The sequence below is a fragment of the Cobetia sp. MM1IDA2H-1 genome (assembly GCF_002916775.2).
GTDB classification, from domain to species: domain Bacteria; phylum Pseudomonadota; class Gammaproteobacteria; order Pseudomonadales; family Halomonadaceae; genus Cobetia; species Cobetia marina.
This window is the reverse complement of sequence record NZ_CM133225.1, coordinates 3,224,218-3,240,545: the sequence shown is the minus strand read 5'-3', so window position 1 is coordinate 3,240,545 and position 16,328 is coordinate 3,224,218. Positions and strand designations below refer to the sequence as shown.

Genomic DNA, 16,328 nt, shown 5'->3' with positions numbered 1-16,328 from the left:
CAGCCATGTCCGTCTCATTGCAAGGAGTGTCATGAATACACCGTCACGTTCTTTCGTTTCCTCATTGACCACCCGTCTGGCCAAGGGGCTGGGCGCCGCCTTGATGCTGGGCATGGCCAGCCTGCCTGCCCACGCCGATGACGCCGCCGGAGAGCGTCTTTCTCGCCTGCTGGAGCCCCTCAAGACCTATACCGCCGACTTCGATCAGCAGATTCTCGATGCCTCGGGCCAGCGTCTGCAGGAAGCCCACGGCAAGATGTGGCTGTCACGTCCGGGCAAGTTCCGCTGGAGCGTCGACGCGCCATACCGCCAGGAGGTGGTCTCCGACGGCAAGGAAGTCTATCTGCATGACCCGGATCTGGAGCAGGTCACCGTGCAGCCGCTGGATGAGCGCGTGACGCACACGCCGGCACTGCTGCTGTCCGGGCGTTCCAGCGAATTGACCGCCAACTACGATGTCGAGCGCCAGCAGCAGGGGGCCCGCGAGACCTTCACGCTGACGCCCAAGCAGGCCGACACCCTGTTTGAAAGCCTCAAGCTGACCTTCGACGGCGAGCAGCTCGATATGCTGCAGATGGCCGATTCCACCGGCCAGCGTACGGCCATCGATTTCCATGATGTCCAGTACAACCCGAGTCTGGAGGCCAGTCGCTTCGTGTTCCAGATTCCTGAAGGTGCGGATGTCATTCGCGAGCAGTGATCCGCGAGCAGTGACATGATGATCAGACGACAACGCCCGGGCCAGATGGCCCGGGCGTTGTCGTTTCTGGCGCTCACGACTGGGCGTCAGGCGTGTTCCGGTCGGCGTGGTCATCCAGCTCGCGGCGCCAGCGCTCTATCTCGGCAAAGCGCTTCTCGCCGCCATACTGGGTCGGGCGGTAGAACTGCTGTACCGGCAGTTCCTCGGGCCAGGCGTTGTGCGCCGTGCCGGCGGGATAGCCGTTGGGCTCGTTGTGGGCATAGCGATAGCCTTCGCCCATGCCCAGCTCCTTCATCAGGGTCGTCGGCGCATTGCGCAGATAGACCGGCACCCCGAAATGCGGCTGCTGGCGCACGAAGGCTCTGGCCTCCTTCCACGCCGTGTCGATGGCGTTGCTCTTGGGGGCGATGGCCAGGTGGATCGCCGCATGCGCGATGGCACGCTGGCCCTCGTAGTCGCCCAGGCGCAGATAGGCGTCCCAGGCCGCGATGGTCAGCGGCAGGGCGCGCGGGTCGGCGTTGCCCACATCCTCGGAGGCAATCGCCGCCAGCCGACGCACCACATCCAGCGGATCCCCGCCGCCATCCATGAAGCGTGCCATGTACAGAAGCGCCGCGTCGGGGCGCGAGGAGCGTACCGACTTGTGGATCGCCGACAGCAGGTCGTAATAGTCATCGCCCTGCTTGTCGAAGCTTGAGGCCTGATGGCCCAGCACGGCCTCCAGCGAGCTGTCCTCGAGTATCTCGCGCGTTCCCCCCTGGGCATCTGGCTCACGGCGCACGAAGTCGCAGGCGGTTTCCAGAAGGCCCAGGGCACGACGCGCATCTCCCGAGGCTGCCCGCGCAATCCGGGTCAGCGTCTCGCGGCTGGCGTCGATCTGACGCGTACCGAGGCCATTGACCTCATCGCGCAAGGCACGGGTCAGCACCTCGATCAGATCCTCCTCGTCCAGTGCCTTGAGCACATAGACCCGCGCCCGCGACAGCAGTGCCGAGTTGACCTCGAAGGACGGGTTCTCGGTGGTCGCGCCGATCAGCGTCAGCAGACCCGACTCCACATGCGGCAGCAGGGCGTCCTGCTGACTCTTGTTGAGGCGGTGGATCTCATCGAGAAACATCACCGTCTGGCGCTCGCTGGCCTGATGGTGGCGCGCTCGCTCCACCACCTCGCGGATGTCCTTCACGCCCGCCATCACCGCCGACAGCTGTTCAAGGTGTGCATCGCAGCCGTGGGCCAGTATCTCGGCCAGCGTCGTCTTGCCGACGCCCGGCGGCCCCCACAGGATCATCGAGCGCACCACGCCGGATTCCACCATCTGGCGCAGCGGCATGTCAGGCCCGACCAGCGCCGCCTGGCCGATGTAATCTTCCAGCGTGCGCGGTCGCATGCGGTAGGCCAATGGCGCATGGGAATTCGAGGCGGTATCGGCAAAGAGATCCATCGGCGAGTCAGGCTCCGGCAGGCGTGGGCGGGGAATGCGCTCATCATGGCCGATCACGCAAGCCTGTACAAATCAGCAGGGCTGGCGCGGCCTGCCAACGGCATCAGACCATCCGTGACTTCTTCACGGACTGTCATGTTTTCCTGACAGCATGCCTCGCGCATTCAGGCAATCCCGCCCAACGTCTAACGGGCGCTCATGGGATGTGTCCTACACTTCAGGATGACGACATTGCTACATTCGGTAGCAATGCCCGAGGCGGCAGCGCTGTCTGCCAGCATCGGCCACCTGTTCCGTCAGGAGGAGGAAGTCATGCCCAATGTGACTCAGCTGCGCCAGGACCACGCCAACATGGCGCGTCTATTGCACGTGCTCTCGCATCGCCACAGGACACTGGTCAGTGGCGAACGCCCGGACTTTCGCATGATGCGGGAAGTGGTGGATTACATTCTCGATTACATGCAGGGCTTCATCATTCCGCTGGAGCGTCAATGCACGCAAATGTTGTGCGAGCGCTCCGAGGATGCCTCACCCCTGTGTCAGCGGCTCATCCAGCAGTATCACACTCTGCACGGCCGTCTCTCCAAGCTGTCCGACAATCTCGACAGCATCCTGATGGATCAGATCATACCGATGGATCAGTTCATCCATGATCTGCGCGACTATGTCGAAGCGCATCGTGACTACCTGCGTGCCGAGCGTACCGAGCTGTTTCCGCTGATGCGGGACAATCTCAGTGATGAGGAATGGCAGCAGCTGACCGACGCCATCCCGCATGCCCGTGCAGAGCTTGAGCGTCTGCAGGAAGCCTATCCGGAACTCTACGCCGAGCTGACCGAAAGTGAGGTCGTGACCGCCTGATCCCCTGCACATGAAGGCCCTGTCGTCTCGTGAAGGTGAGGTCGCGCTCCAGAGCATTGCGCCGGAGCGCGACCCCGTCTGACAGAAAAAACCGCCATTTCGCCCGCCACAACAGAAAGAACGCCAAGCCTCTGGCGGGCATTCCCGAAAGTCTCCTCCCGTCACATCCCCCACACTGAAGTCACTGAAACGCGTCCTTCGCAGGCCTCGGGCTGCGCGAAGGACACTGCCCATGCAGTGCTCAGTGATGTGCATCCTTGCCGATATCCACAAGGGGCAGATCGTCTGAGTGTCCAGATGACGGCCCTTCGGCCGGGGAGAGCGCCATGAGTGTCCAGACCCTTACCCGTCAGTGGGCCAGCGCCAGCGATGGCATGGCACTGGAAGACCCGCGACTGTTTCGTCAGCTTGCCTACGTGAACGGCTGCTGGGTGCATGGTGAGGCAGGCCGTGAGGAAGCGGTCTTCGACCCCGCCACCGGCGAGCGCCTCGGTCAGGTGCCGTGGCTCGAGTCCACGCAGATCGATGCTGCCATTGCCGCGGCCGATGAGGCCCAGCGGGAATGGCGCAAGCTGCGGGCGGACCAGCGCGGCGAGCTGCTGGATGCCTGGTATGACCTCATCCGCGCCCACAAGCAGGATCTCGCCATGCTGATGACCCGTGAGCAGGGCAAGTCGCTGGACGATGCCCGTGGCGAGGTGGAATACGGCGCAAGCTTCGTTCACTGGTTCGCCGAGGAGGGCAGCCGTGCCTTCGGCGAGACCATCCCCAGTCATATCCCGAATGCCGCGTTGGGCACCGTGCGTGAACCCATCGGCGTGGCCGCGCTGATCACGCCGTGGAACTTCCCGCTGGCGATGATCACCCGCAAGGCCGCCGCCGCGCTGGCGGCAGGCTGCACGGTGCTGGTCAAGCCCGCCGGCGAGACCCCGTTCTCGGCGCTGGCGCTGGCGGAGCTTGCCGAGCGTGCCGGGATTCCCGCCGGTGTCTTCAGTGTCATCACCGGCGAAGCCGCGGAAGTCTCGAAGCAGCTGTGTGATGACCCGCGTGTCGCCGGGCTCTCGTTCACCGGTTCCACCCGGGTGGGGCGTCTGCTGCTTTCCCAGTGCGCCGACAGCGTCAAGCGCGTCTCGCTGGAGCTGGGCGGCAATGCGCCCTTCATCGTCGGGCCGGACATGGACCCCGAGGAGGCGGCGCGTGCCGCCGTCGATGCCAAGTTCCAGACCTCCGGTCAGGACTGTCTCGCCGCCAATCGCATCCTGGTGCACGACAGCCTGTATGAGGATTTCCTGAGCCACTTCGTGCGCCTCATGAAGCAGCTCAAGGTCGGCAATGGGCTGGTCTCGGGTATCGACATGGGGCCGCTGATCCACCGTGACGCCGTGGCCAAGGCGCAGACCATCGTCGATGACGCCGTCGAGCAGGGCGCGCGGCTGATCCACGGCGATCAGAGCATGGCTCCCGGCCCCAACTTCTTCATGCCGGTGCTGCTGGCGGATGTCACGCCGAGCATGCGCGCCTGGCGCGAGGAGACCTTCTCGCCGGTGGCCGGCGTGACGGCCTGGCACGATGAGGAAGAGGTGATCGCGATGGCCAACGACACCGAATACGGCCTGGCCGCCTACGTCTACACCCACGACATTCGCCGCGTCTGGCAGCTGATGCGCGGCCTGCGCTTCGGCATGGTCTCGGTCAACTCGGTGAAGATGACCGGTGCGCCGATTCCCTTCGGCGGCGTCAAGCAATCCGGTCTCGGGCGCGAAGGGGGTCGCCAGGGGCTGGAGGAATATCTGGATATCAAGTACTACTGCCTGGGTGGGATGGAAAGCGCCTCCGGGAGTTGAGACGGACATCATTCATTGTCACGGGCGGTCAGGGCCACGGCGCGATCGCCCCTTGTGGACCATTCGGAGAGTCACATGAGCACCGATAACACCCAACGCCAGTCTGTCGGCTTCGATGACAGCATCAGCACCGACGAGCTGATTCGCCGTGACCGCAAGGTCACCTTCCATGCCTCCACCCACCTGCGTGATTTCGCCCAGGGCGATCTGCCGGGCCGCGTGATCACCGGCGGCGAAGGCATCCGCATCCGTGAGCGCGACGGGCGTGAGCTGATCGACGGCTTCGCCGGCCTCTACTGCGTCAACATCGGTTACGGGCGCACGGAAGTCGCCGATGCCATTCACGAGCAGGCCCTCAAGCTCAGCTATTACCACACCTATGTCGGCCACTCGAACGAGCCGCAGATCGCGCTGTCCGAGAAGATTCTCGAACTGGCCGGGCCTGACATGTCCAAGGTCTACTACGGCATGTCCGGCAGCGATGCCAACGAGACCCAGCTCAAGCTGGTGCGTTACTACCACAACGTGATCGGCAAGCCGGAGAAGAAGAAGGTCATCTCGCGCTGGCGCGGCTATCACGGCTCCGGCATCGCCTCAGGCTCGCTGACCGGCCTGGCGGCCTTCCATGATCACTTCGATCTGCCGATCGCCGGCATCCTGCACACCGAGGCGCCGGACTACTACCGTCGCCCCGCGGAATGCGCCGAGATGAGCGAGCGTGAATTCTCCGCCTGGTGTGCCGACAAGCTCGAGGCGATGATCCAGGCCGAAGGGCCGGAGACCGTCGGCGCCTTCATCGGCGAGCCGGTACTCGGCACCGGTGGCATCGTGCCGCCGCCGGAGGGCTACTGGGACGCCATCCAGGCCGTGCTCAAGCGTCACGACATCCTGTTGATCTGTGACGAGGTGGTGTGCGGCTTCGGGCGCATCGGCAGCCAGTTCGGCTACCAGCACTTCGGCATCAAGCCGGACCTGGTCACCATCGCCAAGGGCCTGACCAGCGCCTATCAGCCGCTGTCCGGGGTCATCGTCGGCGACCGCGTGTGGAAGGTGCTGGAGCAGGGCACCGGGGAATTCGGCCCCATCGGCCACGGCTGGACCTACTCCGGCCACGCGCTGGGCGCAGCGGCAGGTGTCGCCAACCTGGAGATCATCCGTCGTGAGGGGCTGGTGGACAACGCCCGTGATACCGGCGCCTATCTGCAGAAGGCCATGAAGGAAGCCTTCGCCGATCACCCCATCGTCGGCGACGTGCGTGGCATCGGCCTGCTGGCGGCGCTGGAGTTCTCACCGCAGCCGTCAGAGCGCAAGGCGTTCGATTCCGCACTCAAGGTCGGCCCGCGCATTTCGGCGGCGGCACTCGAGGAAGGGCTGATCGCCCGTGGCATGCCCCAGGGCGACATTCTCGGCTTCGCACCGCCGCTGGTGATCACCCCCGAGGAGATCGATGACATCATCGCCCGCGCGCGCCGCGCCGTGGACAAGGTGCATCAGGAGCTTCTCGACAACGGTGATCTGGCCTCTGGTGACCCCGCTTCTGGTGACCCCGCTTCTGGTGATAAGTAAGCCATGGCATTGACCCTGCCCCCGCTCAAGCATCCACGGGAAACGCCGCTGGCGCTGGCTGATATCCATGCCGCGCGCCAGCGGCTGTTTCATTCATCGACTGACACGGGTGTCGAGCGTACGGCGCTGGTGCCATCCCCGGCACTGTCGCGACGCTTCGATGCCGAGATCCTGCTCAAGCTGGAAACCCGTCAGCCCACCGGCGCCTTCAAGCTGCGTGGTGCCAGCCACCTGCTGGCGGCCGTGGCCGAGCAGTCGTCGGGGGATGCCGTGACGCGCCTGGCGCGCGGCGTGACCACTGCCTCCACCGGCAATCACGGTCGGGCGCTGGCCTATGCCGCGATGCGCCGTGGCTTGAAGGCCATCATCTGTCTCTCCGAGCAGGTACCCGCCAACAAGGTACGGGCCATCGAGGCGCTGGGCGAACTGGGCGGTGCCTCCGGCGGCAGCGTCGAGGTACGCCGTGTCGGCCGCAGTCAGGACGAGGCCTTCCGGGAAGTCCATCGGCTGGTCGAGGAGGAGGGCATGCTGGCGGTGCCCCCCTTCGATGACCCGCTCATCGCGGCCGGTCAGGGCACCATCGGGCTGGAGCTGCTGGAGGATTGCCCGTCGCTTGATCACGTGCTGATTGGGCTCTCCGGCGGTGGACTGCTCGGGGGAATCGGGGCGGCGCTCAAGGCGATTCGCCCCGAGACCCAGGTGCATGGCATCAGCCTCACCGAGGGCGCCGCCATGTGGCATAGCCTGCAGGCGGGCAAGCCGGTGGAGGTGGAGGAGGTCGCAAGCCTCGCCGATTCACTGGGCGGCGGCATTGGCCTGGACAACCACACCACGCTGCCGCTGGTGCATCGCGTGATGGATCATCACCATCAGGTCAGCGAGCGCGCCATCGCCCGCGCCATGCTGATGCTGCTGGAGGAAGAGAAGCTTCTGGTGGAGGGCGCTGCGGTGGTCGGGCTTGCCGCGCTCGAGGCCTCGCGGCGAGGCGAGACCGACCCTGCGCTCGCGGAGTCGATCCGTGGCCAGCGCGTCGCGCTGATCATCAGCGGCAACGGCGTCAGCCTGGAAACGCTCGATCAGGCCAGAGCGCTGCTGGCAGACGCTCAGGGGCAAGGCCAGAACGCCTGAAGACACCAGGACGCCTGAAGCACCAGAACGCCTGAAGACACCAGAACGCCTGAAGACAACAGAACGCCTGAAGACAACAGAGCGCCTGAAGACAACAGAGCGCTCGATGACACCCGAACCCCCGGAGGAGGACGCATGACGGAACCGACTCAGGACAGCATGCAAAGTTATTCACGCGAACAGATCGCCGAGGTCGTGGGGCTGGATACCACGGCACTCAAGGCCATTCGTGATGCCTTCATCGCGCTGGGGCAGGGCAAGGTGGTGCAGCCGCCGATCCTGTCGATGGCCATCGAGGAGGCCAACGGCGAAGTGGACGTCAAGACGGCCCACATTCAGGGGCTCAAGCACTTCGCGATCAAGATCAGTCCCGGCTTCTTCAACAATCCCGCCCGCGGCCTGCCGAGTCTCAATGGCCTGATGGTGGTGTTCTCCGCCGAGACGGGCCTTGCCGAGGCGCTGCTCAATGATGGCGGCTACCTGACGGCGGTGAGAACCGCGCTGGCCGGCGCCGTGGCCGCCGATGCCCTGTCTCGCCCGGACAGCAAGCGGGTCGCGCTGATCGGGGCCGGTGAGCAGGCCGGCCTGCAGCTGGAGGCCTTGCGGCTGGTGCGCGACATCGAGAGTGTCGATGTCTGGGCGCGGGACAAGCAGCGTGCCGAGACCTTCGCGCGGGAGACGGAGGAGCGCCTGGGGCTGACGGTGCGCAGTCATGACAGCCTGCATGCGGTCTGCCAGAACGCCGATATCATCGTCACCGCCACCCCCTCGCGAACGCCGCTGCTGGACTACTCGATGCTGCCGGAGGGCGTGCATGTCACCGCGATGGGCTCCGACAGTCCCGAGAAGCGTGAGCTGGAAGCCGATGTGCTCCTCGAGTGCGATCATTTCGTGTGTGATACCCGCGCCCAGTCCGAGACCAACGGCGAGCTGAAAGGGCTGGAGGCCGAGCAGGCCAGATCGCGTGACGTGCATGAACTGGGCCGTCTGCTGGCCGAGGGGCGTGATCTGCGTTCAGGCGGGTCGGCTCCAGATACCTGCATCACGGTGGCGGATCTCACCGGTACCGGCGTGCAGGATACGGCCATCGCCAGCCTGGCGCTCTCGCGGCTCGTCCGGCGTTAGTACGGGAAGTGTCGGTACGGAAAACGTCGGTACTGGCAGCGTCAGCGCTGGAGCGCCTGAATGGTGCGGCGGACTTGCCCGCAGCGTCGCCGCATGCGAGGGTCACGCAGGTGACGGCAGGAAGCCGTTGACGCCCCTTGCCACTCGGAGCCTGTCGTGACTCGTACCTCGTCCTCATCTGCCGCCCGGCCGCGTGCCCTGAGCGCTGCGCCCGATGTCGAGATCTGCCGCACACCGCTGGCGGATCTCTGCGCCGACTGTGACGCCGTGACCCTGCTGCCGCCGCTCTCGCCGCCGGAGGAGGGCCATGTGCGCCACCACTGTGCGCTGGATGCCCCGCTGGCGGTGTTCGATCTCGACGATACGCTGCTCGATGGCGACTGCACTGGCATGTGGATGCGCTGGATGGTCGCCTGTGGCTGGATCAAGGATGTCGATGCCTTCATGGCCATCGGCGAGCGTCATCAGGTGCAATACCATGCCGGCACTCTGGACATCCACGAGCACACCGGCCATCTGCTCAGCCCGCTCGTCGGGCGGCATCGTGATGAGGTGCGTCGCGAAGTCGATGATTTCGTGGAAGAAATGGTCATGCCGCGACTGCTGGAAGGTGGCATCGCGCGGCTGGCCGAGCACGGTGAGGCCGGCCATCGCACCCTGATCATCTCCGCCTCCATGCATCATCTGGTCGGGCCCATCGCCAGTCGTCTGACCGCCGATGGGGCGCTGGCCACCCATCCGGCCTTTGATGAGCAGGGCTGCTTCACCGGAGCCACCAGCGGTATCGTCACCTTCCGCGAAGGCAAGCTGGCGGCGCTGGATGACTGGCTTGCGGGTGCCGAGCGCATCCATCGCACGCCGCAATCCCTGTGGGGCTATTCCGATTCCCACAATGACCTGCCCCTGCTGGAGCGGGTCGATTTCCCCCACGCCACCCAACCGGACGCACCCCTGCGCCAGCTGGCCGAAGCGCGCGGCTGGCCAGTGGTCGACTGGCGCCTGTCGCGCCTGTCGGACTGACGTCATGAACCCGCTGGCCGGGCGAGAAGCCGCCGCCCGCGCCTCGCGGCAGGCGCGGGGCGTGGCGATGACGGCCTGCGGGGTGTTGTTGATCTCGCCGGACGCGCTGCTGCTGCGACTCGCCGATGTCGCCGATGGCCCGCTGGTGTTCTGGCGCGGTCTGCTGACGGCCATCGGCTTTGCACTGCTCCTGCTGGCCCTCCAGCGCGGCACTCCCGCACAGCGCATCGCCAGCGCCCTGGCGCGCATGCGTGGCTGCGGGCGTACCGGCGTGTGGGTCGCGCTGCTGTTCACCGGCTCCACCCTGGGTTTCGTGCTCGCCAATCAATACACCCGCGCCGGCAATGTGCTGATCATCCTCGCCGCCAGTCCGCTGTTCGCGGCGCTGATGTCGCGCCTGTGGCTGGGCGAGCGTCAGCCACGCCATGTGTGGGGCGCGATTCTGGCCTCGCTGGCGGGCATCACGCTGCTGGTGCTCGATGAGGCCGGCAGCGGCACGCTCACCGGCAACCTGCTGGCGCTGGGCTGCAGCCTGTCGCTGGCCGGCAACTTCACGCTGTGTCGCACGCGCCCGGGGCATGACATGAGTCCGATGCTGACACTGTCCGGGCTGGTCACCGCGCTGTGCGGCCTGCTGGCGTGCCTGTGGAGCATGACGCAGGGCGGCGGTGACGTGCTGACGCAGCTGTGGCCTTCGCACGGTGCCGATTTCGCCCAGCGCGCCGGCTGGCTGGTGCTGCTGTGCCTGGTGCTTTCGCCGCTGGGCTTCACGCTGATCCAGCGTGGCCCGATCTATCTGCCCTCCGCGGAAGTGGCGCTGCTGATGTTGCTGGAAAGCGTGTTCGGCATCCTGTGGGTGTGGTGGGTGGTGGAAGAATCGCTCACCCCGCGTGGCTGGGCGGGCGGTGCACTGGTGCTGGGCGCGATGCTCATCAAGAGTCTGATCGACCGTCGTCACCGTCAATCGGTGACGGCGAGCGCGCGTTCTGCGGATGCGTCCACCGGTCGCAGCTGATACAATCCCGCCCATCCCCGAGTTTATTCACTGTCAAATGACAGCCCTCTGGACGCCTCACGGCGACCGGAGCGAATAGCTCATGGCGCGAAGAAAGCCACAGGGCGACCGGAAACGACAGCGGCATCACGACGCAAGCCAGGCGCGAGCGGCACTGCCCCTGACGGCAGCGATGAAGATTGCCACAACCGGACGCCAGACTGACTCGACAGCGCCAGGATTCAGCACGCACACCACCTTCCCCAACCTGTTGCGGACGACTCGATGACAAGCAGCCTCAAACAGCAGTGGCTTTCCAACCTCCGGCCCGACATCCTGTCCGGCCTGGTGGTGGCATTGGCCCTGATCCCCGAAGCCATCGCCTTCTCCATCATTGCCGGTGTCGACCCCAAGGTCGGCCTGTATGCCTCCTTCTCCATCGCCGTGGTGACCGCCATCGCCGGTGGCCGTCCGGGCATGATTTCCGCCGCCACCGGTGCCATGGCACTGCTGATGGTCGACCTGGTCAAGGACCACGGCCTGGAGTACCTGCTGGCCGCCACCGTGATGACCGGCGTGATCCAGGTCATCTTTGGTTACTTCAAGCTCGGCTCCCTGATGCGCTTCGTCTCGCGCTCGGTGGTCACCGGCTTCGTCAATGCACTGGCGATCCTGATCTTCATGGCCCAGCTGCCGGAGCTGACCAACGTCACCTGGCACGTCTATGCCATGACGGCCGCGGGCCTGGGCATCATCTATCTGCTGCCGCTGGTGCCGAAGATCGGCAAGCTGCTGCCGTCGCCGCTGGTCTGCATCATCGTGCTGACCCTCTTCGCGATGGCCGTCGGTCTGGATATCCGCACCGTCGGTGACATGGGTGAGCTGCCGGACAGCCTGCCGGTGTTCCTGATTCCGGACATCCCCTTCAATCTGGACACCCTGTGGATCATCCTGCCGTACTCGCTGCCGCTGGCGGTCGTGGGTCTGCTGGAATCCCTGATGACGGCCACGCTGGTCGATGATCTGACCGACACGCCGTCCGACAAGAACCGTGAGTGCAAGGGCCAGGGCGCGGCCAACGTCGTCACCGGCTTCCTCGGCGGCATGGCGGGTTGCGCGATGATCGGTCAGACGATGATCAACGTGAAGTCCGGCGGTCGTACGCGTCTCTCCACCATGGTGGCGGGTGTCGTGCTGCTGATCCTGGTCGTGTTCCTCGGCCCGTGGGTCTCGCAGATTCCCATGGCCGCACTGGTCGCGGTGATGATCATGGTCTCCATCGGCACCTTCTCCTGGCAGTCGATCCGTGACCTCAAGAGCCACCCGATGTCCACCAACATCGTCATGCTGGGCACCGTGGCCGTGGTGGTCGCGACCCACAACCTGGCGATCGGCGTGCTGGTCGGCGTGCTGCTCTCGGCGCTGTTCTTCGCCAACAAGATCGGCCAGGTGCTGCATATCGGCAGCGACATGAATGCCGATGGTCGTACCCGCGAATACCGCGTGGTCGGTCAGGTGTTCTTCGCCTCCAGCGAGCAGTTCCAGGCCGGTTTCGACCTCAAGGAGACCGTCGAGCGTGTCGTGATCGACGTCAGTCGTGCGCACTTCTGGGACATCACCGCCATCGGCGCGCTGGACACCGTGGTGGTCAAGTTCCGTCGTGAGGGGACCGAGGTCGAGGTACGTGGCCTCAATGAAGCCAGCGCCACGCTGGTGGATCGCTTCGCGGTGCATGACAAGCCGGACGCGGTCGAGAAACTGATGGGTCACTGATCACGCGCGATTGACCCTGCGCGATCTTGGCACTTCGCTTGATCGCGCCGCGTGACAAGGTCAGACGGCGGGCAGTCCTTCACGGGCTGCCCGCCGTTTGCGTTCATGGGGTCGGAAAGTGGTAATCTCGAAACAGGCCGCGCCGGCATCGCGGGGGGAATGTCAGTCCTCCTTCTGCGTCGCCCCGGTCGGCACGCCATCTCCGTTGTCAGTACTTTTTGTTGTCAGCACAAGGAAGCCCGCCATGAGCCAATCCTCTGCCAGTGCCGCGACAGGCCATGACAAGGTCACCGCCTGCATTGACGGCTCCGCCTTCGCCGCCCCCGTGTGTGACGCCGCCGTCTGGGCCAGCCAGCGCCTGTCGGCACCTCTCAGCATCCTGCATGTGATCGACCGCAATGAAAGCGCCGAACCCGCCAATGGCGATCTCTCCGGCAGCATCGGTCTCGGTGCGCGGGAGCACCTGCTGGAGGAGCTCGCCACCCTCGATGAGCAGCGTGGGCGCATCGCCCAGGAGCAGGGCCGCCTGATGCTGGAAGCCGCCTGTGAGCGCGCCACCCAGGCCGGTATCACCGAACCACGCCCTCGCCAGCGCAATGGTGAGCTGGTCGAGACACTGGCCGAGCTTGAGGACGAGATTCGCCTGCTGGTGATCGGCAAGCGCGGGGAAGGGGCGGAGCAGGCCAGTGAGCATCTCGGCTCCAATCTGGAGCGCGTGATCCGCAGCCTGCATCGTCCCGTGCTGGTAGTGCCGGGCGAGTTTCAGACGCCGACACGCGTGTTGATCGCCTTCGATGGCAGCGCCACCATCAAGCGTGCCATCGAGGTGCTGGCGGCCAGCCCCCTGCTGCAGGGCGCCGAGCTGCATCTGGTGATGGTCGGCGCGGACTCGGTGGAGCATCAGGCTCCGCTTGAGACCGCGCGTGACACCCTCCAGTCAGCGGGCTTCAACGTGCAGGCCAGCCTCAAGGCCGGTGAAGTGGAAGCCTGTCTGCGCGAATACGCCAAGGAGCACGCCATCGACATGCTGGTGATGGGCGCCTACGGCCACTCGCGCATCCGTCAGTTGCTGGTCGGCAGTACCACCACCGAGATGATCCGCAATGCCACGGTGCCGCTGCTGATCCTGCGCTAGCACGTTCAGCACACGCCCTGCCGGGCAATGAGAACGCCGCGCCTTCCCGTGTCATGTCGGGATGGCGCGGCGTCGTCATTTCCGCCCCTTGGGCAGTGGCCACAGATACGCAAGGCAGAAACCCTCACGACGACTGGAAAATACCCCGCAGGTCGCGTTGCGCCGCTCGCCGGAATCTGGAACGCTGATGGCCGCTTATCCTCATTGCGCACCATGCCGCTGAGGGGCTTTCCCTAACGCAGGTGCGTCTTTCACCACTCCAAGAAGAACGGCACAAGGACACTCTCCATGAGCGATATCCAACGTCACGATACCAAGGCACGCATGAGCCGCGCCGTCATCCACAACAACACCATCTATCTGTGTGGCCAGGTCGCCGGGCCGGAACAACGCTTCAGTGATATCACGGACCAGGCCAACAGCATGCTCGCGCGTGTCGATGCGCTGCTGGAAGAAGTCGGCACCGACCGAGAGCACCTGCTCTCCGCGACCGTCTATCTCAAGACAATGGACGACTTCAAGACCTTCAACGACATCTGGGACACCTGGGTACCGGAAGGCCACGCCCCCGCCCGCGCCTGCGTACAAGCCGCCATGGCCAGCCCTGAACTGTTGTGTGAAATTACCGTGGTCGCTGCGGTTAAGTAACTCGCAGCATGGTTTTTCTAACCCCGTCAGAGATTTCTCTGGCGGGGTTAATTTTATTGTGATTATTTTGTTTTTTGATAGAATCTTGTTTAGTGATGCCTGCATTTATGGTGTGTTAATTGTTTGGGAGGGGAGTCATGCTTAAGATTTGGAGATGGGAAGAGTATCAGTCTTTCTTTAACTTAATAGTTTTAAAATATTTGGTTGCTTGGTTTTCGATTGTGCCTGTATTAGCTAATCTAGCACAAAAATTGCCTGATACTATTAAGTTCAATATAGATGGAGCGGCCTTTGAAGTGAGCCTGAGTTTGCCTTTTCATTGGCAAGTTTTGTGGATGTCATCTCTGTTTTTTGTGCTGGCCTTGGTTGTATATAATGTTAGTTGTCCAGCCTTTATTAAGAAATATAATAATTATTCGGAGTATCTTAGCTATCAGCACCATTCAAGATGGTTATCATGGGAAGCAAGGAATTTACTTAAAGTTATAAGTCTTGAGCAGAAGAGAAAATTTAAGAGAAGGCTAGAAGATAAGCAATATATTGTCAAAATTGAAAGCCCTGAATATAAAGATGGAAAAGTTAAGGCATGTCATATACAGACTTTTCTCTATTTTCAAGTGGATGACGAAATGTATGAATTAGGCATGCCTGTACTCAATAATGCTAATGCTGATTCTGATAAAGATGTTTTTTACGAAATATTTGGTCGATACTCTGAAAGCAAAAAAGCTATTAGGGGTATAATACAGTTTCTTTTGATATTGAGTGCGTTGTGTTTTGCTTTTGTGCTTACTCAGCATATATATAATGGATTTGGTTTTATCTTAGAGTGGATCGGGTCGCACAATGGAAGCATATAAGTATTACTCTGGATTAACTAGTCAGTTAAGTTTTTGTGCCACCCCTTTACGGCTTGATTCGTATAGCCGATGTCAGTTTTCGTGTGAATATTGTTTTGCTGCAACTCGTCAAGGGTTTGGTAGACAAGGAAAACTAAAGATTAGTAGTCCTAAAGCTCTGTTATCAAGACTTAATAGAGTTTCCGAAGGGAATATAGCATCTGCTCTCGATGAATTAATTTATAGACGTGTGCCTTTTCAGCTGGGCGGAATGTCAGATCCTTTTATGAAAATAGAGGATGATAAAAAAATTACGCTTGAGTTTCTAAAAGTGCTTAAAAAGCATGATTATCCTGTCATAATTAGTACAAAGGGTATCTCTGTTTCAAATGATGATTACCTAGATTATCTGACGGGAGGGAATGTTTATGTGCGTTTCTCTACAACGATAGTTAACGAAATTAATAGGTATGATGTTGATAAAGGTTGCCCGAGTATACAAAGTATAGCCCAAGCAGCGAGAAAGTTAAGTGACTTAAATATTCCTGTGTCATTCAGGTTTCAGCCTATAATACCTGGACATGAGTCGTCTTACAAAAAAATTTTGGATTTAGCGCATTCATCAGGTGTTAAGCATATTTCGGCAGAGTATTTGAAATGTCCGATTGATGCAAATAAAAAGTTCGGGAAGAGTTTAAAGGCTCTGTTAAATAATGATCCTATCGGTTTTTATCAAAATCTTAACGCAACGAAAGTAGGTAGAGAATACCTTCTTCCTTTAAGTTATAGAGCTTCTTATTTGAAACAAATGGCTGGTAGTGCTAGATCATTAGGAATGACCTTTGGTTTTGCAGACAATGATCTTCTGATTCACTCAGATGGTGACTCTTGCTGCTCTGCTTCGAACTTATATTTGCGCGATGCTGGTTTTTTTTCTGCTAATATTGTTTCGTTAGCTAAGCGTAAAAAGATTGATGAAGAAATATTTTTTGAAGATTTTCTTGCAGGTTGGATGCCGAAAGAAAAGATATCAACTTATTTAAATTCTAAGTCAAGAATAATAGTGAATGATCAATCTACACCAGAGTGGGCTAACTACCTCCTTGAAATGTGGAAAGGTAATTTAGGTGTTTTTACTCCTGACTATTTTGACGGTGTAGAAAGATCGAGTGGAATAGATGATAGTGGTCTTCCAATCTATGTGCGAAAGAGCACTTGGTTCGAAAGTTATATTGATAATTGAGCTATGTTTTT

14 protein-coding genes are annotated in these 16,328 nt (G+C 61.4%); 13 read left to right on the top strand and 1 reads right to left on the bottom strand.

What is annotated here, in order from left to right:
• The first annotated feature begins 31 nt into the window (after positions 1–31).
• Positions 32–700, top strand: a complete 669-nt coding sequence (gene lolA, locus BOH68_RS13790; RefSeq protein ID WP_077375322.1) for an outer membrane lipoprotein chaperone LolA — start codon at positions 32–34, stop codon at positions 698–700.
• Between the two features lie 73 nt (positions 701–773).
• Here the strand turns inward: lolA and BOH68_RS13785 are convergent, their stop codons facing one another.
• Positions 774–2,141, bottom strand: coding sequence for a replication-associated recombination protein A (locus BOH68_RS13785; protein WP_077375319.1), 1,368 nt, complete (start codon positions 2,139–2,141; stop codon positions 774–776).
• 312 nt (positions 2,142–2,453) lie between these two features.
• Here BOH68_RS13785 and BOH68_RS13780 point away from each other — a divergent pair, with 312 nt between their 5' ends.
• The 12 genes from BOH68_RS13780 to BOH68_RS13725 all read left to right on the top strand — a co-directional run bounded on the left by BOH68_RS13780 (position 2,454) and on the right by BOH68_RS13725 (position 16,317).
• A complete protein-coding gene (locus BOH68_RS13780; protein WP_077375707.1) occupies positions 2,454–3,002 on the top strand; it encodes a hemerythrin domain-containing protein in 549 nt (182 codons plus the stop codon).
• A gap of 326 nt (positions 3,003–3,328) precedes the next feature.
• On the top strand, positions 3,329–4,846 hold the full coding sequence (locus BOH68_RS13775) for an NAD-dependent succinate-semialdehyde dehydrogenase (protein WP_373996122.1): 1,518 nt from the start codon (positions 3,329–3,331) through the stop codon (positions 4,844–4,846).
• Positions 4,847–4,921: 75 nt separating this feature from the next.
• Positions 4,922–6,412 carry an aminotransferase gene (locus tag BOH68_RS13770; RefSeq protein WP_077375316.1) on the top strand — a complete coding sequence of 497 codons (1,491 nt, stop codon included), beginning with the start codon at positions 4,922–4,924 and terminating at the stop codon, positions 6,410–6,412.
• A gap of 3 nt (positions 6,413–6,415) precedes the next feature.
• A complete protein-coding gene (locus BOH68_RS13765) occupies positions 6,416–7,540 on the top strand; it encodes a pyridoxal-phosphate dependent enzyme (RefSeq protein ID WP_077375313.1) in 1,125 nt (374 codons plus the stop codon).
• Positions 7,541–7,675: 135 nt separating this feature from the next.
• Positions 7,676–8,665 carry a cyclodeaminase gene (locus BOH68_RS13760; protein WP_240704243.1) on the top strand — a complete coding sequence of 330 codons (990 nt, stop codon included), beginning with the start codon at positions 7,676–7,678 and terminating at the stop codon, positions 8,663–8,665.
• Between the two features lie 156 nt (positions 8,666–8,821).
• The gene (locus BOH68_RS13755; protein ID WP_077375310.1) at positions 8,822–9,685 is read left to right on the top strand and encodes an HAD family hydrolase; all 864 of its coding nucleotides are present in this window, start codon (positions 8,822–8,824) and stop codon (positions 9,683–9,685) included.
• Positions 9,686–9,689: 4 nt separating this feature from the next.
• Positions 9,690–10,700 (top strand): DMT family transporter, encoded by a 1,011-nt coding sequence (locus tag BOH68_RS13750; protein ID WP_077375307.1) that lies wholly within the window; start codon positions 9,690–9,692, stop codon positions 10,698–10,700.
• A gap of 264 nt (positions 10,701–10,964) precedes the next feature.
• Positions 10,965–12,452 (top strand): SulP family inorganic anion transporter, encoded by a 1,488-nt coding sequence (locus tag BOH68_RS13745; protein ID WP_077375304.1) that lies wholly within the window; start codon positions 10,965–10,967, stop codon positions 12,450–12,452.
• 244 nt (positions 12,453–12,696) lie between these two features.
• Positions 12,697–13,587: a universal stress protein gene (locus BOH68_RS13740; protein WP_077375301.1), complete on the top strand. Its 891-nt coding sequence runs from the start codon at positions 12,697–12,699 to the stop codon at positions 13,585–13,587.
• Positions 13,588–13,875: 288 nt separating this feature from the next.
• The gene (locus tag BOH68_RS13735; protein ID WP_077375298.1) at positions 13,876–14,235 is read left to right on the top strand and encodes a RidA family protein; all 360 of its coding nucleotides are present in this window, start codon (positions 13,876–13,878) and stop codon (positions 14,233–14,235) included.
• Positions 14,236–14,372: 137 nt separating this feature from the next.
• Positions 14,373–15,095 (top strand): hypothetical protein, encoded by a 723-nt coding sequence (locus tag BOH68_RS13730; protein WP_139345452.1) that lies wholly within the window; start codon positions 14,373–14,375, stop codon positions 15,093–15,095.
• Positions 15,082–16,317 carry a radical SAM family protein gene (locus BOH68_RS13725; RefSeq protein ID WP_139345451.1) on the top strand — a complete coding sequence of 412 codons (1,236 nt, stop codon included), beginning with the start codon at positions 15,082–15,084 and terminating at the stop codon, positions 16,315–16,317. Before BOH68_RS13730 ends, BOH68_RS13725 begins: the two co-directional genes overlap by 14 nt.
• Positions 16,318–16,328: the final 11 nt, after the last annotated feature.